Source organism: Streptomyces sp. NPDC079020 (genome assembly GCF_044542225.1).
GTDB lineage: Bacteria > Actinomycetota > Actinomycetes > Streptomycetales > Streptomycetaceae > Streptomyces.
This window is the reverse complement of the sequence record NZ_JBITUB010000010.1, coordinates 275,800-298,380: the sequence shown is the minus strand read 5'-3', so window position 1 is coordinate 298,380 and position 22,581 is coordinate 275,800. Positions and strand designations below refer to the sequence as shown.

The window sequence follows — 22,581 nt, the reverse complement described above, 5'->3', positions numbered from 1 at the left end:
CCCCTGCTGGCTGCTAGTCGCGGGCCGCGGTCAGATGTTCCGCGTGCTCCTGGAGGGAACGTACGCCCACCTCTCCGCGGCTGAGCGCGTCGATGCCCTGGACGGCGGCGGCGAGCGCCTGGACCGTGGTCAGGCAGGGCACGGACCGGGCGACGGCCGCGGTCCGGATCTCGTAGCCGTCGAGGCGGCCGCCCGTTCCGTACGGCGTGTTGACGATGAGGTCGACGTCACCCGCGTGGATGAGCTGGACGATGGTCTTCTCGCCGTTGGGGCCCTCGCCCTCGGACTGCTTGCGCACGACCGTGGCGTTGATGCCGTTGCGCTTGAGGACCTCGGCGGTGCCTGAGGTGGCGAGCAGCTCGAAGCCGTGCGCGACCAGTTCGCGGGCCGGGAAGACCATCGAGCGCTTGTCGCGGTTGGCGACGGAGATGAACGCGCGGCCCCGGGTGGGCAGCGGGCCGTACGCGCCGGCCTGCGACTTGGCGTACGCCGTGCCGAAGACCGAGTCGATGCCCATGACCTCGCCGGTGGAGCGCATCTCCGGGCCGAGGACGGTGTCGACGCCGCGGCCGTGGATGTCGCGGAAGCGCGACCACGGCATGACCGCCTCCTTGACGGAGATCGGCGCGTCCAGCGGCAGGGTGCCGCCGTCGCCGTTGCGCGGGAGCAGGCCCTCCTCGCGCAGCTCGGCGATGGTCGCGCCCAGCGAGATGCGGGCGGCGGCCTTCGCCAGCGGGACCGCGGTCGCCTTCGAGGTGAAGGGGACGGTGCGGGAGGCGCGGGGGTTGGCTTCCAGGACGTACAGGATGTCGCCGGAGAGGGCGAACTGGATGTTGATCAGCCCGCGTACGCCGACGCCCTTGGCGATGCCCTCGGTGGAGGTGCGCAGCCGCTTGATGTCGTAGCCGCCGAGTGTGATCGGGGGCAGCGAGCAGGCCGAGTCGCCGGAGTGGATGCCGGCCTCCTCGATGTGCTCCATGACGCCGCCGAGGTAGAGCTCGGTGCCGTCGTAGAGCGCGTCGACGTCGATCTCGATCGCGTCGTCGAGGAAGCGGTCGACCAGGACCGGCCGGGTGGGGCTGATCTCGGTGGACTCCGAGATGTACGAGGAGAGGCGGGCCTCGTCGTAGACGATCTCCATGCCGCGGCCGCCGAGCACGTACGAGGGGCGTACGAGGACGGGGTAGCCGATCTCGTCGGCGATGGCCTTGGCCTCGCCGAACGTGGTGGCGGTGCCGTGCTTCGGCGCGGGGAGTCCGGCCTCGGCGAGGACCCGGCCGAAGGCGCCGCGGTCCTCGGCGGCGTGGATCGCCTCCGGGGACGTACCGACGACGGGCACGCCGTTGTCCTTGAGCGCCTGCGACAGGCCCAGCGGGGTCTGGCCGCCGAGCTGGACGATGACACCGGCGATCGGGCCCGCCAGCGACTCGGCGTGCACGATCTCCAGCACGTCCTCCAGCGTCAGCGGCTCGAAGTACAGCCGGTCGGAGGTGTCGTAGTCGGTGGAGACGGTCTCCGGGTTGCAGTTGACCATCACGGTCTCGTAGCCGGCGTCGCTCAGCGCGAAGGAGGCGTGGACGCAGGAGTAGTCGAACTCGATGCCCTGGCCGATGCGGTTGGGTCCCGAGCCGAGGATGATCACCGCGGGCTTGGTGCGGGAGGCGACCTCGCTCTCCTCGTCGTAGGAGGAGTAGAAGTACGGCGTGTTCGCGGCGAACTCGGCGGCGCACGTGTCAACGGTCTTGTAGACGGGGCGGATGCCCAGCGCGTGCCGGACCTCGCGGACGACGTCCTCGCGCAGGCCGCGGATCCCGGCGATCTGGGCGTCGGAGAAGCCGTGCCGCTTGGCCCCGGCGATCAGATCGGCGTCCAGCCGCTCGGCGGAGGCGAGCTCGTCGGCGATCTCCTTGATCAGGAAGAGCTGGTCCACGAACCAGGGGTCGATCTTCGTGGCGTCGAAGACCTCTTCCTGGGTGGCGCCGGCCCGGATCGCCTGCATGACGGTGTTGATCCGGCCGTCGGTCGGGCGGACGGCCTCGGCCAGCAGTTCGGCCTTGTCGCCGGGCTCACCGGTGAAGGCGAACTGCGAGCCCTTCTTCTCCAGGGAGCGCAGGGCCTTCTGCAGCGCCTCGGTGAAGTTCCGGCCGATCGCCATGGCCTCGCCCACCGACTTCATGGTGGTGGTGAGGGTGGAGTCGGCGGAGGGGAACTTCTCGAAGGCGAAGCGCGGGGCCTTGACCACGACGTAGTCGAGGGTCGGCTCGAAGGAGGCCGGGGTCTTCTCGGTGATGTCGTTCGGGATCTCGTCGAGCGTGTAGCCGACGGCCAGCTTGGCGGCGATCTTGGCGATCGGGAAGCCGGTGGCCTTCGAGGCGAGCGCCGAGGAGCGGGAGACGCGCGGGTTCATCTCGATCACGATGACCCGGCCGTCGGACGGGTCGATGGCGAACTGGATGTTGCAGCCGCCGGTGTCGACGCCGACCTCGCGGATGATCGCGATGCCGATGTCGCGCAGCCGCTGGTACTCGCGGTCGGTGAGCGTCATCGCCGGGGCGACGGTGATCGAGTCACCCGTGTGGACGCCCATCGGGTCGAAGTTCTCGATGGAGCAGACGACCACGACGTTGTCGTTCTTGTCGCGCATCAGCTCCAGCTCGTACTCCTTCCAGCCGAGGATGGACTCCTCCAGGAGCACCTCGGTGGTCGGGGAGAGCGTGAGGCCCTGTCCGGCGATGCGGCGCAGCTCCTCCTCGTCGTGGGCGAAGCCGGAGCCGGCGCCGCCCATGGTGAAGGAGGGGCGGACGACGACGGGGTAGCCGCCGAGCGTGTCGACGCCCTTGATGACGTCGTCCATGGTGTGGCAGATGACGGAGCGGGCGGACTCGCCGTAGCCGATCTTCGCCTTGACGGCCTCCACGACGCCCTTGAAGAGGTCGCGGTCCTCGCCCTTGTTGATGGCCTCGACGTTGGCACCGATGAGCTCGACGCCGTACTTCTCCAGGACACCGTTCTCGTGCATGGAGATCGCGGTGTTGAGCGCGGTCTGGCCGCCCAGGGTGGGGAGCAGCGCGTCGGGGCGCTCCTTGGCGATGATCTTCTCGACGAACTCGGGGGTGATCGGCTCGACGTACGTGGCGTCGGCGATCTCCGGGTCGGTCATGATCGTCGCCGGGTTGGAGTTCACCAGGATGACGCGCAGGCCCTCGGCCTTGAGGACGCGGCACGCCTGGGTGCCGGAGTAGTCGAACTCGGCGGCCTGGCCGATGACGATCGGGCCGGAGCCGATGACCAGGACGGACTGGATATCGGAGCGCTTAGGCACGCTGGCCCTCCATCAGGGAGACGAAACGGTCGAAGAGGTACGCGGCGTCGTGCGGGCCCGCGGCGGCTTCGGGGTGGTACTGGACGCTGAAGGCCGGCCGGTCCAGGAGCCGGAGCCCCTCGACGACCTGGTCGTTCAGGCAGACGTGGGAGACCTCGGCGCGGCCGAACTCCGTGTCCGACACCTTGTCGAGCGGAGCGTCGACGGCGAAGCCGTGGTTGTGCGCGGTGACCTCGACCTTGCCGGTCGTGCGGTCCTGCACGGGCTGGTTGATCCCGCGGTGGCCGTACTTCAGCTTGTAGGTGCCGAAGCCGAGGGCGCGGCCGAGGATCTGGTTGCCGAAGCAGATACCGAAGAGCGGGGTACCGCGCTCCAGGACGCCCCGCATGACGGAGACGGGGTGGTCGGCGGTGGACGGGTCGCCGGGGCCGTTGGAGAAGAAGACTCCGTCGGGCTTCACCGCGTACACCTCCTCCAGGGTGGCGGTGGCGGGCAGCACGTGCACCTCGATGCCGCGCTCGGCCATCCGGTGCGGGGTCATGCCCTTGATGCCGAGGTCGACCGCGGCGACGGTGAACTTCTTCGTGCCGATCGCGGGGACGACGTAGGCCTCCTTGGTCGCGACCTCGGCGGAGAGGTCCGCGCCGTCCATCTCGGGGGCCTGGCGCACCTTGGCGAGCAGCATGCCCTCGTCGGCGATCGCGTTCCCGGAGAAGATGCCGACGCGCATGGCGCCGCGCTCGCGCAGGTGGCGGGTGAGGGCGCGGGTGTCGACACCGCTGATGCCGACGACACCCTGGGTCTCCAGCTCCTCGTCGAGCGAGCGCCGCGAGCGCCAGTTGGACGGGACCCGGGCGGGGTCGCGGACGACGTATCCGGAGACCCAGATCCGCTGCGACTCGGGGTCCTCGTCGTTCACACCGGTGTTGCCGACGTGCGGGGCGGTCATCACGACGACCTGGCGGTGGTACGAGGGGTCGGTCAGCGTCTCCTGGTATCCGGTCATGCCGGTGGAGAACACCGCCTCGCCGAAGGTCTCCCCCACGGCCCCGTAGGCGCGGCCGCGGAAGGAGCGGCCGTCCTCCAGGACGAGTACGGCGGGAGCTTTGGCGGCTCCCCGGGTGGAGATCGTCATCGTGCGGTGCCTTCCGTAGTGCTGGTGAGGTGGTTGACGGCGTCGGCCCAGGTCTGGTGCTCGGCGGCGTGGTCGGAGCGGAACCCGGAGTCGATCAGCTTGTCGCCGTGCGCCCAGGTGATGATCAGCAGGCCGCCCTCGGGGAGGACCTTGCCCGCGAGCGCCTTGTCGAGGCGGGCCTCGCGCAGGGCTCCGGCCGGGACGAAGAATCCGGCCGCGCCGGGGCGTACGACGTCCAGGCCCTGCGCGGTGAGCGTGAGCTCGACCCGGCTGCGGGTGCCCAGGCCGTGCGCGACGATCCGGTCGAGCCACTGCCCGGCGGTCGTCGAGGCGTGGTACCGCCCGGTGAGGGTCAGCAGCGGCTCGTCGTCGGCGAACCCTTCCGGGGTGCTCGCCAGTTCCGGCAGGCCGGACTGGAGGCTTGCGCGCCACTTCCAGCCCTGGCGCATCAGCCAGTAGACGAAGGCGACGAGGACGGCCAGTGCGATCACCCAGCTGATGCGGGCGGACCAGTCGGTCACTTCGGCCGACTTCTGCTCGGCGGCCAGCTGGTACAGGGGGGTCAGTGTTGTCACGCGAGCTTCCCGTCGACGACCGTGGCACGGCCCCGCAGGAAGGTGTGGGTCACTCGGCCCGGCAGCTCACGACCCTCGTACGGAGTGTTGCGGCTGCGGGACGCGAAGCCCGCGGGGTCCACGACCCCACGGTATGCCGGATCGACCAGAGTGAGGTTGGCGGGCTCACCCGCCGAGATGGGCCGGCCGTGTCCTTCGAGACGGCCGATGGCCGCGGGGCGCAGCGACATCCGGTCGGCGACGCCCGCCCAGTCGATCAGGCCGGTGTCCACCATCGTCTGCTGAACGACGGAGAGCGCGGTCTCCAGGCCCACCATGCCCATGGCGGCCGCGGCCCACTCGCAGTCCTTGTCCTCGTGCGGGTGCGGGGCGTGGTCGGTGGCGACGCAGTCGATGGTGCCGTCGGCGAGGGCCTCGCGCAGGGCCATCACATCGGCCTCGGTGCGCAGCGGCGGGTTCACCTTGTAGACCGGGTTGTAGGACCGGACGAGCTCGTCTGTGAGGAGCAGGTGGTGCGGGGTGACCTCGGCCGTGACGTTCCAGCCCTTGGACTTGGCCCAGCGCACGATCTCCACGGATCCGGCGGTCGAGAGGTGGCAGATGTGCACCCGGGAGCCGACGTGGGCGGCGAGGAGGACATCGCGGGCGATGATCGACTCCTCGGCGACGGCGGGCCAGCCGCCGAGCCCGAGTTCGGCGGAGACGATGCCCTCGTTCATCTGGGCGCCCTCGGTGAGGCGGGGCTCCTGGGCGTGCTGGGCGACGACGCCGTCGAACGCCTTCACGTACTCCAGGGCCCGGCGCATGATCACCGCGTCGTCGACGCACTTGCCGTCGTCGGAGAAGACCCGCACTCCGGCGGCCGAGTCGTGCATCGCGCCGAGCTCGGCGAGCTGCTTGCCCTCCAGGCCGACGGTGACGGCCCCGATGGGCTGCACGTCGCAGTAGCCGGACTCCTTGCCCAGGCGCCAGACCTGCTCGACGACTCCCGCGGTGTCGGCGACCGGGAAGGTGTTGGCCATGGCGTGGACGGCGGTGAAGCCGCCGACCGCCGCGGCCTTGGTGCCGGTGAGGACGGTCTCGGAGTCCTCTCGGCCGGGCTCGCGCAGATGGGTGTGCAGGTCGACCAGGCCCGGCAGCAGGACCTGGCCCGCCGCCTCGACGACGGTGGCGTCCCCGGCCTCGATGCCGGTGCCGACCCGCTCGATGGTCTCGCCGTCGATGAGGACGTCGCCCGGCTCGCCGCCGAGGATCTTCGCACCGCGGATAAGGATCTTGCTCATGGTTACTTGGTCTCCTCGGTACGGGCGGAAGTGGCGGGGGCGGCGGAGCCGCCGAGCAGCAGGTACAGCACGGCCATGCGGATCGAGACGCCGTTGGCGACCTGCTCGACGACCGTGCAGCGGTCGGAGTCGGCGACCTCGGCGGTGATCTCCATGCCGCGGACCATCGGGCCGGGGTGCATGACGATGGCGTGGCCGGGCATCTTCGCCATCCGCTCGCCGTCCAGGCCGTAGCGGCGGGAGTACTCGCGCTCGGTCGGGAAGTACGCGGCGTTCATCCGTTCACGCTGCACACGCAGCATCATCACCGCGTCGGAGTCGGGCAGCACCTCGTCCAGGCTGTAGCTGACGTCACAGGGCCACTGTTCGACGCCGACCGGCACCAGGGTCGGCGGGGCCACCAGGGTGACGTGCGCGCCGAGCGTGGTGAGCAGATGGACGTTGGAGCGGGCGACCCGGCTGTGCAGGATGTCGCCGACGACGGTGATCCGGCGGCCTTCGAGGTCCCGGCCCAGTCCGCTGTCGGCGCCGACCAGCCGGCGGCGCATGGTGAACGCGTCCAGGAGCGCCTGGGTGGGGTGCTCGTGGGTGCCGTCGCCGGCGTTGACCACGGCGCCGTCGATCCAGCCGGAGGTGGCCAGCCGGTACGGGGCGCCCGAGGCGCCGTGCCGGATGACGACGGCGTCCGCGCCCATCGCCTCCAGGGTCAGGGCGGTGTCCTTGAGCGACTCGCCCTTGGAGACGGACGAACCCTTCGCGGAGAAGTTGATGACATCGGCGGAGAGGCGCTTGGCGGCGGCCTCGAAGGAGATGCGGGTACGGGTCGAGTCCTCGAAGAAGAGGTTGACGACCGTACGGCCGCGCAGGGTCGGGAGCTTCTTGATCGGCCGGTCCGCGACACGGGCCATTTCCTCGGCGGTGTCGAGGATCAGGACGGCGTCGTCGCGGGTGAGGTCGGCGGCCGAGATGAGGTGACGCTTCATCTGGGGGTTCTCCGGGTGGCTGGAGGGGGTTTCCCGGCATGCGGGCGTGCGGAAGCTGCCGTACGGCCCCACGGGCCGCACGGGAGGGGGGTGGGCTACTGCTCGCCCGCCGGGACGGCCTGCTGGACACCGAGCAGCACGGCGTCGCGGCCGTCCTCCTCGGCGAGCTGGACCTTGACCGTCTCCCGCAGCGACGTCGGGAGGTTCTTGCCGACGTAGTCGGCACGGATGGGGAGTTCGCGGTGACCGCGGTCGACGAGCACCGCGAGCTGCACGGCGCGGGGGCGGCCGATGTCGCCGAGCGCGTCGAGGGCGGCGCGGATCGTGCGGCCGGAGAAGAGCACGTCGTCGACCAGGACGACGAGGCTGCCCTCGATGCCCTCACCGGGGATCTCGGTACGCGCCAGCGCACGCGCCGGGCGCATCCGCAGGTCGTCGCGGTACATGGTGATGTCGAGCGATCCCACCGGCATCTTCCGGCCGGTGATCTCTTCGAGTTTGTCGGCCAGCCGGCGGGCGAGGAACACGCCTCGCGTCGGAATGCCGAGCAGCACCACATCGTCGGCGCCCTTGGCGCGTTCGACGATCTCGTGGGCGATACGGGTCAGGACACGGGCCATGTCGGGAGCCTCGAGAACGGGGCGTGCCGGATTGCCGGTGTCGTCGTGCTGTGCGTCCATAAGAAACGGACCTCCTTCTCCGCCTCACCGGACGGATCTTAAAGGACGTCGAAATTGCGTCATCCACGTTACCAGGGCTTGCACCGGGCCCTGGCGGCACCCCCGGGAGGTACCGGTCCGAACCCCTTCGGCTTGACGCAGCCAAGTAACGCTGCGTAACCTCACAGTGAGTTACCAGCCACGCGGCGGAGCCGCAGAATGTTCCAGCGTCCGGGGAGCCTTATGTCCAGCGAATACGCAAAACAGCTCGGGGCCAAGCTCCGCGCCATCCGCACCCAGCAGGGCCTCTCCCTCCACGGCGTGGAGGAGAAGTCGCAGGGCCGTTGGAAGGCCGTCGTGGTCGGTTCGTACGAGCGCGGCGACCGTGCCGTCACCGTGCAGCGCCTCGCCGAGCTGGCGGATTTCTACGGGGTCCCGGTGCAGGAGCTGCTGCCCGGTACGACTCCGGGCGGGGCCGCCGAGCCGCCGCCGAAGCTCGTCCTGGACCTGGAGCGCCTCGCCCATGTCCCGCCGGAGAAGGCCGGACCGCTGCAGCGCTACGCCGCGACGATCCAGAGCCAGCGCGGTGACTACAACGGCAAGGTGCTGTCGATCCGCCAGGACGACCTGCGCACGCTGGCCGTGATCTACGACCAGTCGCCGTCCGTGCTCACGGAGCAGCTGATCAGCTGGGGTGTGCTGGACGCCGACGCACGCCGCGCGGTCGCGCACGAGGAGGGCTGAGACACTCTCTCGGCCCAAAGGCCCTCCCCCAGGGAGCGGCCGCATTGCAGAAACGTATCGTCGGGTCGGCGGGGCCCTTACGGGAGCCCCGCCCGCCCGGCGTTCTCATTTGCCCGTCCGGCCTGCTGCGGCGTGGGCGGCAGAGACTTCCCCCAGGCCGGGGCGCCGAGGCTCCCCCGCCCTCCCACCGGGACGGGCCGGGACATGACGAAGGGCCCGCGGTCGGCAGACCGCGGGCCCTTCGTCGGCAGAACGCCGCCGGGGCTACTACTCCCGGCGGAGATTCGGCTTGAGGTCCTTGAAACGGGCCAGCAGACCGTTCACGAAGGACGGGGAGTCATCGGTGGAGAACTCCTTGGCGAGCTGGACCGCCTCGTCGATCACCACGGCGTCCGGGGTCTCGTCCAGCCAGATCAGCTCGTACGCACCGAGCCGCAGGATGTTCCGGTCGACGACCGGCATCCGGTCGAGCTCCCAGTCCACGGCGTAGGTGACGATGAGGTCGTCGATCCGCTCCGCGTACTGCGCGTAGCCCTCGACGAGCTCCATCGTGAATTCGCCGACCGGCGGCTGACGGTCGTCGGTCCGCGAGTGCCGAACCCAGTCCGCGAGGACCGTCTGCACGGACTCACCGCGCTGGTCGGCCTCGAAGAGGATCTGGAAGGCGCGCTTGCGGGCCTTGTTCCGGGCAGCCACGGTTAGCTGTTCACCCGGCCGAGGTAGTCGCCGGTGCGGGTGTCGACCTTGATCTTCTCGCCGGTGCTGATGAAGAGCGGCACGCCGATCTCGTAACCGGTCTCCAGGGTGGCGGGCTTGCTGCCACCGGTGGAACGGTCGCCCTGGACGCCCGGGTCGGTGTGCTGGATGGTCAGCTCGACCGCGGCCGGCAGCTCGACGTACAGCACCTCGCCCTCGTGCTGGGCGACGGAGGCGGTGAAGCCCTCGATCAGGAAGTTGGCGGCGTCGCCGACAGCCTTGCGGTCGACCATCAGCTGGTCGTAGGTGTTCATGTCCATGAAGACGAAGTACTCGCCGTCCATGTACGAGAACTGCATGTCTCGGCGGTCAATGGTGGCCGTCTCGACCTTCACACCGGCGTTGAACGTCTTGTCGACGACCTTGCCGGAGAGCACGTTCTTGAGCTTGGTGCGCACGAAGGCGGGGCCCTTGCCGGGCTTGACGTGCTGGAACTCGACGACGGACCAGAGCTGGCCTCCGTCGAGCTTGAGCACCAGGCCGTTCTTGAGGTCGTTCGTGGAAGCCACGGTTGCGGAATCTCCTGGACTGAAGCTGGTGGAACGGCCAAGGATGCGCGCTAGAGCGCGAGCAGCTCCTTGGTCGTAATGGTGAGTAGCTCGGGTCCGCCGTCCGCCTCGGGGCGCACGACGAGCGTGTCATCGATCCGGACACCGCCCCGGCCCGGGAGGTGGACCCCCGGTTCGACGGTGACCGGCACACAAGCGTCCAGTTTACCCATGGCCGTCGGTGCCAATTGCGGGTCCTCGTCGATTTCGAGCCCCACCCCGTGCCCGGTCCATGGCACGAGGCCCTCTCCATGGCCCGCGCGGTCCAGCAGATGACGCGACGCGTGGTCCACGTCGCGGTAGGCGGCTCCCGGGACCAGGGCTTCCCTTCCGGCCCGCTGAGCGGCGAAAACAAGGTCGTACAGCTCGATCTGCCAGTCCGCCGGACTGGTGCCGATGACGAAGGTGCGGCCGATCTCGCACCGGTAGCCGCGATAGCTCGCGCCCAGGCAGACGGAGAGGAAATCGCCTTCCTCGACCCGGCGGTCCGAGGGCCGGTGACGCCCCTGGCCGGAGTTCGGGCCGGTGGCGACGGAGGTCTCGAAGGCCGCGCCGTCCGCGCCGTGATCGACCAGCCGCCGCTCCAGCTCCAGGGCGAGGTGACGCTCGGTGCGGCCCACCAGGATCGATTCGAGGAGTTCGCCCAGGGCCTGGTCGGTGATCTCGGCGGCGATCCGCAGGCAGGCGATCTCCTCCTCGTCCTTGACGACGCGCAGCTGCTCCACCGTGAAACCCAGATCGGCCAGGTGCAGCCTCGGGGCGACCGAGCCCATGGCCCGGTGCCGGGAGACCGTCAGGTCGTGCTCCTCCACAGCGAGGGACTCCGCGCCCGTGGACACGGCCAGGTCGGCGGCGGCGACGACCGGGTCGCCGTCGGGCGTGGGCAGCACGGACAGCCGGAGCTCTTCGTCGGGCCGCCCGTGGGAGGGGTCGTTCGCCGGGGCGCGGGGGCAGAGCAGTACGTCCTCGCCGGGGCCGAGCAGCAGCACGGCGCCGGGAGGGGCTCCGCCCGCGAGGTAGCGGACATTGGCGGGGCGGGAGACCAGGGCTGCCGCGGATCCGACGGCGGCGCACCGGTCGCGGAGCAGCCCGCGTCGGACGGCGTACACCTCTGACATGCCCCGAGCGTACGAGCGGGGGCGGAGCTTCGCCCGGTCAGCGCATCCGACCGGGGGGCGGATCACCGGCGCCCTACCAGGCGGGCGGGCTGGCGAGGGAACGGGCCAGCACGTCGTCCAGGACCCGGGCAGTGGTCTCCACGTCGTACGTGGAGTTGTCGATGATCGGCAGGCCCGAGCCGTACCATCCGGCCATCCGGCCGTGGATCCGGGCGACCTCCTCGTCGGACAGGCGCCGGTTGCCACTGCGGGCGGCGTTGCGCTCCAGGACGATCTCCAGCCCGGGGAGCAGGACGACGGGGAGCAGCCCGGGGCCGACATGGCGCTTCCAGCCGCCGAGACCGACGACCGGCCGGTCGGGGAAGACCGCGTCGTCGAGGATGCAGGAGATGCCGTTGGCGAGGAAATTGCGGGCGGCGAACCCACAGGTACGGCGGGCGAGGCGGTACTGCGCCTCGGAGTGGTCGTTCCAGCCGGCCTGCGGATCGGCGAAGCCGGAGCAGACCCATTCCCGTACGTCGTCGAGCGAGACATGCGCCGTGGGGACGCGGCGGCGGGCGGCCCAGAGCTTGGCGACGGTGGTCTTTCCGGCGCCCGCGGGGCCGATCAGCAGCACGGCGAGCGTCGCCGCGCCGGTGCCGGGCCCGGCGGGGGGCGTGGGCAGCGCCACGGGGCCGCCGGGGGGCAGCTGGATGTGACCGGTGGTCTCCCGGGGAACGGGGGACGGCGCGTGCTGCGGCGCGGGAGCGTGCGGCGGGGCCGGGGCATGCGGTGGGGCGGGGGCGTGGTGCTGCGGGGCCGGGCCCGGCACACCCTGCCCCGGGCCGTGGCCGGGCGGCGGGGGTATCGGCGGCGGTCCCGGTGGAACGGGCCGGCCGGGGTGGCCGGGGTGCTGGGCCTGGTGCGTCCAGCCGGCAGGTCCGTTTCCGGATCCTTGGGGCGGCGGCAGCGGGGCCCCCACTGCGTGCTGCATCCGGTGCCACTCCGTCTCGTACAGGCAACTGGCGCTGATCGGACGGCCACCGTACCTTCCCGGGCCGTCACTGGGTGAACGGCCCGGGAACGTCCGAAGTGCCCGTCGGCGACGCCCGGATGAGACGGGTGTCAGTCCGTCAGTTCGTCGGCCAGGGCCCGCAGGGCGAGCCGGTAGGAACCGATGCCGAAACCGGCCACGGTCCCGGTGGCCACGGGCGCGACCACCGAGGTGTGGCGGAACTCCTCCCGCGCGTACGGATTCGAGATGTGCACCTCGATCAGCGGGGCGGTGCGCTGGGCCGCCGCGTCCCGCATTCCGTACGAGTAATGGGTGAAGGCACCCGGGTTGAGAACGACCGGAACCGAACCGTCCGCAGCCTCGTGGAGCCAGCGGATCAGCTCGCCCTCGTCATTCGTCTCCCGGACGTCGACGTCGAAGCCGAGCTCCTCGCCGAGTTTCCGGCAGGTGTCGACGAGTCCGGCGTAGGAGGTGGCGCCGTACACGTCGGGTTCGCGGGAGCCGAGCCGGCCGAGGTTGGGGCCGTTGAGCACGAAGACCCTGCGGGTCACGCGGAGACCTCCCCGTAGGCGGCGAGGAGAACGGCCGGGTCCGGGCCCTCCATGACGGTGGGCTTGCCCAGGCCGTCCAGGACGATGAAGCGCAGCAGGTCGCCGCGCGACTTCTTGTCGACCTTCATGTTCTCCAGCAGCCGGGGCCACTGGTCACCTCGGTAGGTGAGCGGCAGTCCGACCGACTCCAGCACGGTGCGGTGCCGGTCGGCCGTGGCGTCGTCGAGACGGCCGGCGAGGCGGCCCAGCTCGGCGGCGAAGACCAGACCGACCGAGACGGCCGCGCCGTGGCGCCACTTGTAGCGCTCGTTCTTCTCGATCGCGTGGGCCAGGGTGTGGCCGTAGTTGAGGATCTCGCGGAGTCCGGACTCCTTGAGGTCGCTGGAGACGACCTCGGCCTTGACCCGGATGGAGCGCTCGATCAGCTCGGCGGTGTGCGGGCCCGACGGTGTACGGGCGCCCTCGGGGTCGGCCTCGACGAGGTCGAGGATGGCCGGGTCGGCGATGAACCCGGCCTTGATGATCTCGGCCATGCCGGAGACGTAGTCGTTGACCGGCAGCGAGTCGAGCGCGGCGAGGTCGCACAGGACGCCGGCCGGCGGGTGGAACGCGCCGACGAGGTTCTTGCCCTCGGCGGTGTTGATGCCGGTCTTGCCGCCGACGGCCGCGTCGACCATGCCGAGCACGGTGGTGGGCACGGCGATCCAGCGCACTCCGCGCAGCCAGCTGGCGGCGACGAAACCGGCCACATCGGTGGTCGCGCCGCCGCCGACGCCGACGATGACGTCGGTGCGGGTGAAGCCGGTCTGGCCGAGCGCCTTCCAGCAGTAGGCGGCGACCTCGACGGTCTTGGCCTCCTCGGCGTTCGGCAGCTGGATCGCGATGGCCTCGTAGCCCTGGCCCGCGAGGTCCTGCCGGACCGCCTCACCCGTCTCGGCGAGCGCCTCGGGGTGCAGGACCGCGACGCGCTTGGCGCGGTCGCCGATGAGCTGGGGCAGTTCACCCAGAAGCTGCCGGCCGACCAGTACCTCGTACGGGTCGGAGCCCGCCGTACCGGCGACCTGGATGCGGGTGGGGCTCTGCTGCGTCATGCGTGTGTTCTCCACTCCGGAGGGTGCGGACTCCTCGCCCGCGCGCTCCGGCAGTTCCAGGGCGTCGATGATCGCCAGGGCGACCTCTTCGGGCGTGCGTTCGTCGGTGGCGACGACGGTGCTCGCGACCTCTTCGTACAGGTGGCGGCGGGCGTCCATCAGCTCGCGCCACTGGCGGCGCGGGTTGACCGCCAGCAGCGGGCGCGCGGTGTTCAGCCCGACGCGCCTGACCGCCTCGTCCACGTCCATCGAGAGATAGACGACGGTGTGGTCCGCGAGCAGTTCGCGGGTCGTCGCGTCGAGGACGGCGCCGCCGCCGAGGGAGAGGACACCGGCGTGCCCGGCGAGTGCCGTGTGCACGGCCTCCCGCTCCAGCGCGCGGAAGTGCTCCTCGCCCTCGTCGTAGAAGATCTCGGAGATCGGCTTGCCCGCTCCCGCCACGATGTCCGCGTCGGTGTCCCGGTAGGCGGTGCCGAGCCGTTCGGCGAGCAGTTCACCGACCGTGGACTTGCCGACGCCCATCGGGCCGACGAGGACGACCAGTGGGCCGCTCATCGGATCTGCAGGTGGTCGAGGTACGACTGCACATTGCGGTGGGTCTCGGGGACGCTGTCGCCGCCGAACTTCTCCGCGACCGCGTCGGCCAGGACCAGCGCGACCATCGCCTCGGCGACGATCCCGGCGGCCGGGACGGCACAGACATCGGAGCGCTGGTGGTGCGCCTTGGCCGCCTCGCCGGTGACCACATCGACCGTGGCGAGCGCGCGGGGGACGGTCGCGATGGGCTTCATCGCGGCGCGGACCCGCAGCAGCTCGCCGGTGGTCAGACCGCCCTCGGTGCCACCGGAGCGGCCGGAGGCGCGCTTGATGCCGTCCGCGGTGGCCAGGATCTCGTCGTGCGCCCGGGAGCCGGGCACCCGCGCGAGGTCGAAGCCGTCGCCGACCTCGACGCCCTTGATGGCCTGGATGCCCATGAGCGCCGCGGCGAGCCGGGCGTCGAGCCGGCGGTCCCAGTGCACGTGCGAGCCGAGGCCGACGGGGACCCCGTACGCGAGCACCTCGACGACGCCGCCCAGCGTGTCGCCGTCCTTGTGGGCCTGGTCGATCTCGGCGACCATCGCCTTGGACGCGTCGGCGTCCAGGCAGCGCACGGGGTCGGCGTCGAGCTTGTCCACGTCGGAGGGGCGCGGGTAGAGCCCGTAGGGCGCCTTGGCCGCGGCCAGCTCGACCACATGGCTGACGATCTCGATGCCCGCGGTCTCCTTGAGGTACGACCGGGCGACCGCGCCGAGCGCGACCCGGGCCGCGGTCTCCCGGGCACTGGCGCGCTCGAGGACCGGCCGGGCCTCGTCGAAGCCGTACTTCTGCATCCCGGCGAGGTCCGCGTGGCCGGGGCGGGGACGGGTCAGCGGGGCGTTGCGGGCCAGCGCGGCCAGCTCGTCGGGGTCGACCGGGTCGGCCGACATGACCTGCTCCCACTTGGGCCACTCGGTGTTGCCGACCATCACGGCGACCGGGGACCCCATCGTGAGCCCGTGCCGGACCCCGCCGAGGAAGGTGACCTCGTCCTTCTCGAACTTCATCCGCGCGCCGCGGCCGTAGCCCAGGCGTCTGCGGGCGAGCGCGTCCGCCACCATCTCCGTGGTGATCGGCACACCGGCGGGAAGACCCTCCAGCGTCGCCACCAGTGCGGGGCCGTGCGACTCCCCTGCGGTCAGCCAGCGCAACCTGCTCAACGGTGCTCCTCATGCTCGCGCCCTGAAACTGCGGCGGCGCGACCGGGTGCGCGGCCCTGGCCCGCCGCCCCCGATCCTCCCACGACCGGGGCGGCGAACCGGCCGCCGGTCCAGCAGACGGACGTTCCGGCCGCCCCGCGGGGAGCCTGCCGGAAGCCGGGCGGACTCCCCGCACGGCTCGGTCAGCGGGCCGCGAGCGCCGCTTCCCCGGCGCTCCGCATGGCGGCGAGAGGCCCCGGAGCGTGGCCGGTCATCTGCTCGACCTGGAGCACCGCCTGGTGCACCAGGAGATCCAGACCTCCGATGACCGCGCCCGCACGGGCGGTCCACGCGGAGGCGAGAGCGGTCGGCCAGGGCTCGTACAGCACATCGAACAGGGTGCCCGGCGCCTCCGGTACGGCGGTGGCGAGGCCGTCCGTGGTGCCCGTCGGGGTGGTGGCGATGACCAGCGGCTCGCGCAGCGCCCGCGCGCCTTCCGCCCAGTCGGCGATCCTGACGTCGACGCCGAGGCGCTCGCCCCAGGCGCGCATCTCGGCTCCGCGCTCGCGGCTGCGCACGAAGGCGGTGACCGGCCCGGCGCAGATCACGGCGAGCGCGGCGAGGGCCGAGGAGGCGGTGGCTCCGGCGCCCAGGACGGCCGCCGACCCGACCTTCTCGACACCGCGCTCACGCAGCGCCGCGATCATGCCAGGGATGTCGGTGTTGTCGCCGACGCGGCGGCCGTCCTGGGTGAACACGACCGTGTTGACCGCCTCGACCGAGGACGCCGTGTCACTGACGGAGTCCAGCAGGGGGATGACCGCCCGCTTGAGCGGCATGGTCAGCGAGAGCCCGGCCCAGGAGGAGTCCAGCCCCTCGATGAACCCGGGCAGCCCCGCCTCGTCGACCTCGAAGCGGTCGTAGGACCAGTTCTCCAGGCCGAGTTCCGTGTACGCCGCCCGGTGCAGGGCGGGAGAGAGCGAGTGGGCGATCGGTGAGCCGAGTACGGCGGCCCGGTGGCGCCCGTCAGCCGAGGCCATGCAGTTCCTTGAACTTGTCGTTGAGCTTCTCGTGCTCCGCGGCCGTCTTGGTGAACTGGGTCTTCTTGCCGTCGAGCGAGATGAAGAACATCCACCCGTTGGAAGTGGGACTCAGCGTCGCGCGCAGGGCTTCGTCCCCGGGGTTGCTGATGGGGCCGGGCGGCAGACCCGCGTGGTAGTAGGTGTTGTAGGGATCCGGATTGGTCCGGATCTCCTTCGACGTAATCTTGATCTTGCTCTGCTTCTTGAGGTAATTGAACGCGGAATCGAACTCGATCTTTCCGTTCGACACCACATTGCCCGGCTCCAGGCGGTTGTAGACGACTTCGGCCATCTTGCGGAAGTCCTCGTGCGTGAGGCCCTCCGCCTGGACCATGCTGGCGACGGTGAGCACCTGCCACGGGTCGTCCAGCTTGTACTTCTTCGCGGCGCCTTCGAGGTCGAGCTCTTCATACTCCTCGTTGGCCCGCTTGACCATCCTCTTCAGCGCGTCCTCGGGCTTCGTCCCCTTGGCGACCGGGTAGGCGGCCGGGAAGAGGAAGCCCTCCAGCGGATCCTTGATGTCCGGGTCGTCATCGACCCAGTCCGGCAGCCCGAGACTCTCCGCCTTCGTCTTCGCGACATCGGCGGTCGAGCCCTCCTTCAGGCCGAGCCGCTCGTCGATCATCTCGTAGACCCTGGCGTTGCGGGTGCCCTCGGGGATGACCAGAGCGTTCTGGCTCTTCGGGTCCAGCATCAGTTCCAGCGCGCTGCTGGCCGACATCTCGTTCTTCAGGAGATAGACGCCCGCCTGGATGGACTTCCCCTTGGGGTTTCCGTTCTGGGCCGAGACGAAGGCGTCGACGGACTTGATGACGCCCTTCTTCTTCAGGATGTTCGCGATGTCGTAGCCGAGGGCTCCCTTGGGGATCTCCACCTCGACCGAACCGCTGCCGCTGCCCGCGAAGTCCGGTGCCTCGCCGAACTGCTTCTGCCAGAAGGAGTAGCCGACGTAGCCCACGCCCCCGAGGCCGCCGATCAGAACGGCGGAGACGACCAGACAGGCACAGCCGCTGCGGTTCTTCTTCTTGCCCTTGCCGCGGCGTTCGCTCCCGCCGCGGCCGCCCCGGCCTCCGGCGCGCCGCGACTCGCGGGGGTCGTCCTCGTACTCGTCATCGTCGTCGCCGGAGCCCCGGCCATCACGCGAGCCCCGGTCGTCGGACGCTTCCCGGCCGTCACGGGCGCCGGGCTCGTCCTCGCCGGTGAAGAACGGATGCGTCTCCTCCTGCGGGGCGTCCGGGTCCCAGTCGGGCGACTGCTGCTGCTCGGGCACGGCCTCGCGCCGGCCCGGGGGCTGCGGCGGCGGATACGCCTCGGGGGTGCCGTAGTAGTCCTGGGACTCGCCGTAGCCGCCGGGCTGCTGCTGGTACGGGTCCTGGGGCTGGGCCCCGTACGGCATCGCGGCCTGCTGGCCGGTGTCCCAGCCGCCGTTGTACTGCGGCTGCTGCTGGTGCTGCGGCTGCTGGGGCGCCTGGGGCTGGTGCGGCTGCTGCGCGTACGGATCCTGCTGCGCGGCGTACTGCTGGTGCTGCTGCGGCTGCTGCTGTTCCGGATGCTGCTGGTACGGCTGCTGCTGCTGTTCCGGATGCTGCTGGTACGGCTGCTGCTGCTGGTACGGCTGGTGCGGCTGCTGCTGGGCGTACGGGTCCTGCGGATAGGGCTGCTGCTGGCCGCCGTACTGGCTCTGGCCGTGGGCGGCCTCCTGGCCTCCCCATCCCTGGCCCCCGTACAACGGGTCCTCGGGATGCCACGGTTCGGAGCCGGGGCCCCGGCCATACTCAGTCATCGATCCCCTAGAGCCGCGAGACGACGCTCCGTCTCTTCGCTTCGCTGTGCGGTTTGTTCGAACACCGCCGCATCGCGCGGAACGTTACCGTATCGCGATCAGACAACCACTTCGACGCCCTCGCCAGGAGGATTGCCTGACGCCCGTTCGGACTCCAGAGCGTTCTGAAGGATCACCACAGCGGCAGCCTGGTCGATGACAGACCGGCCCTTCTTGGACTTCACGCCCGAGGCGCGCAGTCCCTGACTCGCCGTCACTGTGGTCATCCTCTCGTCCACGAGGCGCACCGGAACGGGTGCGACCGCGCGGGCGAACACCTGGGCGAAGGCCCGGACCTTGGCTGCCGCGGGGCCCTCGCCACCGCCGAGGGAGCGCGGCAGACCGATGATGACCTCGATCGGCTCGTACTCCTCGACGATCTGCCCGAGCCGCCGGTGGGCGGCCGGGACATCACGTCCCGGCACGGTCTCCACCGGCGTGGCGAGAATCCCGTCGGGGTCGCACGAGGCGACCCCGATCCGGGCGTCCCCGACGTCGACGGCGAGCCGGCGTCCACGGCGCATCTGCGTCATTTCGGGCGTCACGCCGTTTCTGTGACGAGGCGTTCGACAGCGGCGACGGCGTCACCGATGGCGTCCGGGTTCGTACCGCCGCCCTGGGCGACGTCCGGCTTGCCGCCGCCACCGCCACCGAGGGTCTTGGCGGCCGTACGGACGAGGTCGCCGGCCTTGAGACCGCGCTCGCGGGCGGCCTCGTTGGTGGCGATGACCGTCAGCGGGCGGCCGTTGGCGGTGGTGAACAGGGCCACGACGGCCGGACGGCCGCCCTGGATGCGGCCCCGGACGTCCAGGACGAGCTTGCGCAGATCGTCGGCCGACGTCCCGTCCGGCACCTGGCCGGTGACCAGGGCGACGCCACGTACGTCCTGGGCGGACTCGACGAGTCCGGCGGCGGCCTGGAGGACCTTCTCCGCGCGGAACCTCTCGATCTCCTTCTCGGCGTCCTTCAGCTTGCCGAGCATCGAGGAGATCTTCTCGGGCAGCTCCTCGGCGCGGCCCTTGACCAGCTCCTGGAGCTGGGCGACGACCGTGTGCTCCCTGGCGAGGAAGTTGTACGCGTCGACGCCGACGAGGGCCTCGATACGGCGCACGCCGGAGCCGATGGACGACTCGCCGAGCAGCTTCACCAGGCCCAGCTGGGCGGTGTTGTGGACGTGCGTACCGCCGCACAGCTCCTTGGAGAAGTCCCCGATGGTGACGACCCGGACGCGCTCGCCGTACTTCTCGCCGAACTCGGCGATGGCACCCTGCTTCTTGGCCTCGTCGATGGACATGACCTCGGCCTGGACGTCCAGTTCGCGGGAGAGCACCTCGTTGATCCGCTGCTCGACATCGGTCAGGACCGTGCCGGGTACGGCGGCGGGCGAACCGAAGTCGAAGCGGAAGCGGCCCGGCGAGTTCTCCGAACCGGCCTGGGCGGCCGTCGGGCCCAGGGCGTCGCGCAGCGCCTGGTGCGTGAGGTGCGTGGCGCTGTGGGCGCGGGCGATGGCGCGGCGGCGGGTGTTGTCGATGGCGGCGTAGGCGGAGGCCCCCACGGTCACCTCGCCGACCTGGACGACTCCCTTGTGCACATGCACGCCGGGGACCGGCTTCTGGACGTCGCGGACCTTGATGACGGCGCCCGTGTCCAGCCGGATCCGGCCCTGGTCGGCGAGCTGGCCGCCGCCCTCGGCGTAGAAGGGGGTGCGGTCGAGGACGACCTCGACCTCGTCGCCCTCGGTGGCCGCGGGCGAGGGCACACCGTCGACGAGGAGGCCGACGATGGTCGACTCCCCCTCGGTGCTGACGTAGCCGGTGAAATCGGTGGCGCCGGAGCTGTCGGCCACCTCGCGGTAGGCGGACAGGTCGGCGTGACCGGTCTTCTTGGCGCGGGCGTCGGCCTTGGCCTTGTCCCGCTGCTCCTGCATGAGGCGGCGGAAGCCGTCCTCGTCCACGGAGAGCCCCTGCTCGGCGGCCATCTCCAGGGTGAGGTCGATCGGGAAGCCCCAGGTGTCGTGGAGCAGGAACGCCTTGTCGCCGGCCAGCACCCGGCCACCGGCGGCCCTGGTCTCGGTGACGGCGGTCTCAAGGATGTTGGTGCCGCCCTTGAGGGCCTTGAGGAAGGCGGCCTCCTCGGCGAGGGCGACCGTCTCGATGCGCTTGCGGTCGGTGATCAGCTCCGGGTACTGGAGCCCCATGGTGTTGATCACGACGTCGACCAGCTCGCCCGCGACCGAGCCGGAGGCGCCCATCAGCCTCATGTTGCGGATGGCGCGGCGCATGATGCGGCGCAGCACATAGCCGCGGCCCTCGTTGCCGGGGGTGACACCGTCGCCGATGAGCATCACGGAGGTACGGATGTGGTCGGCGACCACGCGCAGCGAGACGTCGGTGCCCGGCTCGGCCCCGTAGCGCACGCCGGTCAGCTCGGTGGCCCTGTCCATGACCACGCGCAGGGTGTCGGTCTCGTACATGTTCTGTACGCCCTGAAGGATCATGGCGAGGCGTTCGAGGCCGAGACCCGTGTCGATGTTCTTCGACGGCAGGTCGCCGAGGATCGGGAAGTCCTCCTTGCCGTCACCGGCGCCCCGCTCGTACTGCATGAAGACCAGGTTCCAGATCTCCACGTACCGCTCGTCGTTGACGGCCGGGCCGCCCTCGACGCCGAACTCGGGGCCGCGGTCGTAGTTGATCTCGGAGCAGGGGCCGCAGGGGCCCGGGACGCCCATCGACCAGAAGTTGTCCTTCTTGCCGAGGCGCTGGATGCGCTCGGCCGGCACGCCGATCTTGTCGCGCCAGATCTGCTCGGCCTCGTCGTCGTCCAGATAGACCGTGATCCACAGCCGCTCGGGGTCGAGACCGAAGCCGCCCTCCGCCACGGGGCTCGTCAGAGCCTCCCAGGCGTAGCTGATGGCGCCTTCCTTGAAGTAGTCCCCGAAGGAGAAGTTGCCGCACATCTGGAAGAACGTGCCGTGCCGGGTGGTCTTGCCGACCTCTTCGATGTCCGGGGTACGGACACACTTCTGCACGCTGGTCACGCGCGGGGCGGGCGGCTTGACCTCGCCGAGGAAGTACGGCTTGAAGGGGACCATGCCCGCGGGGACGAGCAGCAGAGTCGGGTCGTCCGCGATGAGCGACGCCGAAGGGACAACGGCGTGACCGCGCTCCTCGAAGAAGCTCAGCCAGCGGCGGCGAATTTCAGCCGACTCCATCAGTGGTCCTCATTCCGGTTGTACGAGTTGTAGGGGAGCTTGCGGTAAACGGGTTCGGCGGACTCGACCGCGTAGTGCCGCCGGACGGGGAGTTCGGGGTCGACCGGCGCGTCCAGGCCCAGGGCGCCGCCCAGTTCGGCTTCGCGGCGGACCATGCCGTCGCGCACGTCGAGGGCGAAGTCCTTGAGCTTGTGGCCGGTCTCGATCGCCTTGTCGGCGGCCTGCGCCGCGAGGCTCTCGGGTGTCAGCTGCTTGAGCTTCCGGTTGACCTTGGTGGTGGCCCAGACACCGGCGGCTGCGCCGGCGGTGAACCAGAACGTACGGCGGAACATCGCAGCGTCAGTCCTTCTGTCCGCGGGAGCTTCGGCCGTTCCGCTTCCTGGCCCGCGCGGACGGCACGGTGCGGCCGACGATCACCGTGCGACGGGAGCGCCCGCGCTCCCGCTCCGGCTCCGGCTCGCCGGCCGTCCTGCGGCCGATCGCCTGCCGTACGCCGTAGCCGAACGCGGCGACCTTCACGAGCGGTCCGCCGAAGGTCGACGCGACGGTGGTGGAGAGCGCGGAGGCGTTGGAGGTGACCTCCTGGACGTCCGTCGCGATGGCGTCGACCTTGTCGAGCTGGGTCTGCGCGGAGCGCACGGTCGCGGAGGCGTCGGCGAGCAGCGGGACGGCCTGTTCGGTCACGTCCGCCACGAGTCTCGTGGTCGCCCTGAGCGTCTGGGCCAGCCTCACCAGCACCACGGCGAGGAACGAAACCAGGATCGCCCAGAAGACGGCCACCAGGATCCCGGCCACCTCTCCACCGGACACAGTGCACCGCTCTCTGCTTGTCGCTCGCCCCTGTCGGGACTTGTCTCCGCATCCGACGCCCGGCCGCTGTCAGCGCGGCCAATCGTCGTCCCACGACCCTATCGCGCCGGGCGTCACCACCCGTACCGCATAACTGTGCGGGGCGGGGAGTTGGCCTGGAGAGATTGTACGGAGAGCTTTCA

At 70.7% G+C, this 22,581-nt stretch carries 20 protein-coding genes; 1 reads left to right on the top strand and 19 read right to left on the bottom strand.

Annotated features, from left to right (window positions below; genetic code table 11):
* Positions 1-13: 13 nt before the first annotated feature.
* The 6 genes from carB to pyrR form a co-directional block, all read right to left on the bottom strand.
* Entirely contained in the window at positions 14-3,322 is a 3,309-nt protein-coding gene (carB, locus tag ACIGJO_RS22710) for a carbamoyl-phosphate synthase large subunit (protein WP_399960758.1), read from the bottom strand.
* Positions 3,315-4,457, bottom strand: coding sequence for a glutamine-hydrolyzing carbamoyl-phosphate synthase small subunit (gene carA / locus ACIGJO_RS22705; RefSeq protein ID WP_399960756.1), 1,143 nt, complete (start codon positions 4,455-4,457; stop codon positions 3,315-3,317). Before carA ends, carB begins: the two co-directional genes overlap by 8 nt.
* The gene (locus ACIGJO_RS22700) at positions 4,454-5,032 is read right to left on the bottom strand and encodes a hypothetical protein (RefSeq protein ID WP_399960754.1); all 579 of its coding nucleotides are present in this window, start codon (positions 5,030-5,032) and stop codon (positions 4,454-4,456) included. Before ACIGJO_RS22700 ends, carA begins: the two co-directional genes overlap by 4 nt.
* Entirely contained in the window at positions 5,029-6,315 is a 1,287-nt protein-coding gene (locus ACIGJO_RS22695; protein ID WP_399960752.1) for a dihydroorotase, read from the bottom strand. Before ACIGJO_RS22695 ends, ACIGJO_RS22700 begins: the two co-directional genes overlap by 4 nt.
* Positions 6,316-6,317: 2 nt before the next feature.
* Entirely contained in the window at positions 6,318-7,298 is a 981-nt protein-coding gene (locus tag ACIGJO_RS22690) for an aspartate carbamoyltransferase catalytic subunit (protein WP_399960750.1), read from the bottom strand.
* Positions 7,299-7,393: 95 nt separating this feature from the next.
* A complete protein-coding gene (pyrR, locus tag ACIGJO_RS22685; protein ID WP_399960748.1) occupies positions 7,394-7,978 on the bottom strand; it encodes a bifunctional pyr operon transcriptional regulator/uracil phosphoribosyltransferase PyrR in 585 nt (194 codons plus the stop codon).
* A 222-nt stretch (positions 7,979-8,200) separates the two neighbouring features.
* Between pyrR and bldD the strand changes: the two genes are divergently transcribed.
* On the top strand, positions 8,201-8,701 hold the full coding sequence (gene bldD / locus ACIGJO_RS22680) for a transcriptional regulator BldD (protein WP_014044812.1): 501 nt from the start codon (positions 8,201-8,203) through the stop codon (positions 8,699-8,701).
* Positions 8,702-8,968: 267 nt separating this feature from the next.
* Here bldD and nusB read toward each other — a convergent pair whose 3' ends face one another.
* The 13 genes from nusB to ACIGJO_RS22615 form a co-directional block, all read right to left on the bottom strand.
* Complete coding sequence (gene nusB, locus ACIGJO_RS22675; RefSeq protein ID WP_399960746.1) at positions 8,969-9,397, bottom strand: transcription antitermination factor NusB; 429 nt, start codon at positions 9,395-9,397, stop codon at positions 8,969-8,971.
* 2 nt (positions 9,398-9,399) lie between these two features.
* Positions 9,400-9,966 carry an elongation factor P gene (gene efp, locus ACIGJO_RS22670; RefSeq protein WP_266808955.1) on the bottom strand — a complete coding sequence of 189 codons (567 nt, stop codon included), beginning with the start codon at positions 9,964-9,966 and terminating at the stop codon, positions 9,400-9,402.
* Between the two features lie 50 nt (positions 9,967-10,016).
* Positions 10,017-11,123, bottom strand: coding sequence for a M24 family metallopeptidase (locus ACIGJO_RS22665; protein WP_399960744.1), 1,107 nt, complete (start codon positions 11,121-11,123; stop codon positions 10,017-10,019).
* A 73-nt stretch (positions 11,124-11,196) separates the two neighbouring features.
* Entirely contained in the window at positions 11,197-12,096 is a 900-nt protein-coding gene (locus ACIGJO_RS22660) for a Pro-rich N-terminal domain-containing protein (protein WP_399960742.1), read from the bottom strand.
* Between the two features lie 131 nt (positions 12,097-12,227).
* On the bottom strand, positions 12,228-12,668 hold the full coding sequence (aroQ, locus tag ACIGJO_RS22655; RefSeq protein WP_399960740.1) for a type II 3-dehydroquinate dehydratase: 441 nt from the start codon (positions 12,666-12,668) through the stop codon (positions 12,228-12,230).
* On the bottom strand, positions 12,665-14,314 hold the full coding sequence (aroB, locus tag ACIGJO_RS22650; RefSeq protein WP_399960739.1) for a 3-dehydroquinate synthase: 1,650 nt from the start codon (positions 14,312-14,314) through the stop codon (positions 12,665-12,667). The genes aroQ and aroB overlap by 4 nt, the downstream gene beginning before the upstream one ends.
* The gene (gene aroC, locus ACIGJO_RS22645) at positions 14,311-15,495 is read right to left on the bottom strand and encodes a chorismate synthase (protein ID WP_399960737.1); all 1,185 of its coding nucleotides are present in this window, start codon (positions 15,493-15,495) and stop codon (positions 14,311-14,313) included. The genes aroB and aroC overlap by 4 nt, the downstream gene beginning before the upstream one ends.
* A 182-nt stretch (positions 15,496-15,677) precedes the next feature.
* Positions 15,678-16,514 (bottom strand): shikimate dehydrogenase, encoded by an 837-nt coding sequence (locus ACIGJO_RS22640; RefSeq protein ID WP_399960735.1) that lies wholly within the window; start codon positions 16,512-16,514, stop codon positions 15,678-15,680.
* On the bottom strand, positions 16,501-18,339 hold the full coding sequence (mltG, locus tag ACIGJO_RS22635; RefSeq protein WP_399960733.1) for an endolytic transglycosylase MltG: 1,839 nt from the start codon (positions 18,337-18,339) through the stop codon (positions 16,501-16,503). The genes ACIGJO_RS22640 and mltG overlap by 14 nt, the downstream gene beginning before the upstream one ends.
* A 98-nt stretch (positions 18,340-18,437) precedes the next feature.
* Positions 18,438-18,911, bottom strand: a complete 474-nt coding sequence (gene ruvX / locus ACIGJO_RS22630) for a Holliday junction resolvase RuvX (protein ID WP_329941771.1) — start codon at positions 18,909-18,911, stop codon at positions 18,438-18,440.
* Positions 18,912-18,919: 8 nt separating this feature from the next.
* Positions 18,920-21,589: an alanine--tRNA ligase gene (gene alaS / locus ACIGJO_RS22625; RefSeq protein WP_399960731.1), complete on the bottom strand. Its 2,670-nt coding sequence runs from the start codon at positions 21,587-21,589 to the stop codon at positions 18,920-18,922.
* Positions 21,589-21,921 (bottom strand): DUF6167 family protein, encoded by a 333-nt coding sequence (locus ACIGJO_RS22620; protein WP_399960729.1) that lies wholly within the window; start codon positions 21,919-21,921, stop codon positions 21,589-21,591. The genes alaS and ACIGJO_RS22620 overlap by 1 nt, the downstream gene beginning before the upstream one ends.
* A gap of 7 nt (positions 21,922-21,928) precedes the next feature.
* Entirely contained in the window at positions 21,929-22,384 is a 456-nt protein-coding gene (locus ACIGJO_RS22615; protein ID WP_399960727.1) for a DUF948 domain-containing protein, read from the bottom strand.
* Positions 22,385-22,581 lie beyond the last annotated feature (197 nt).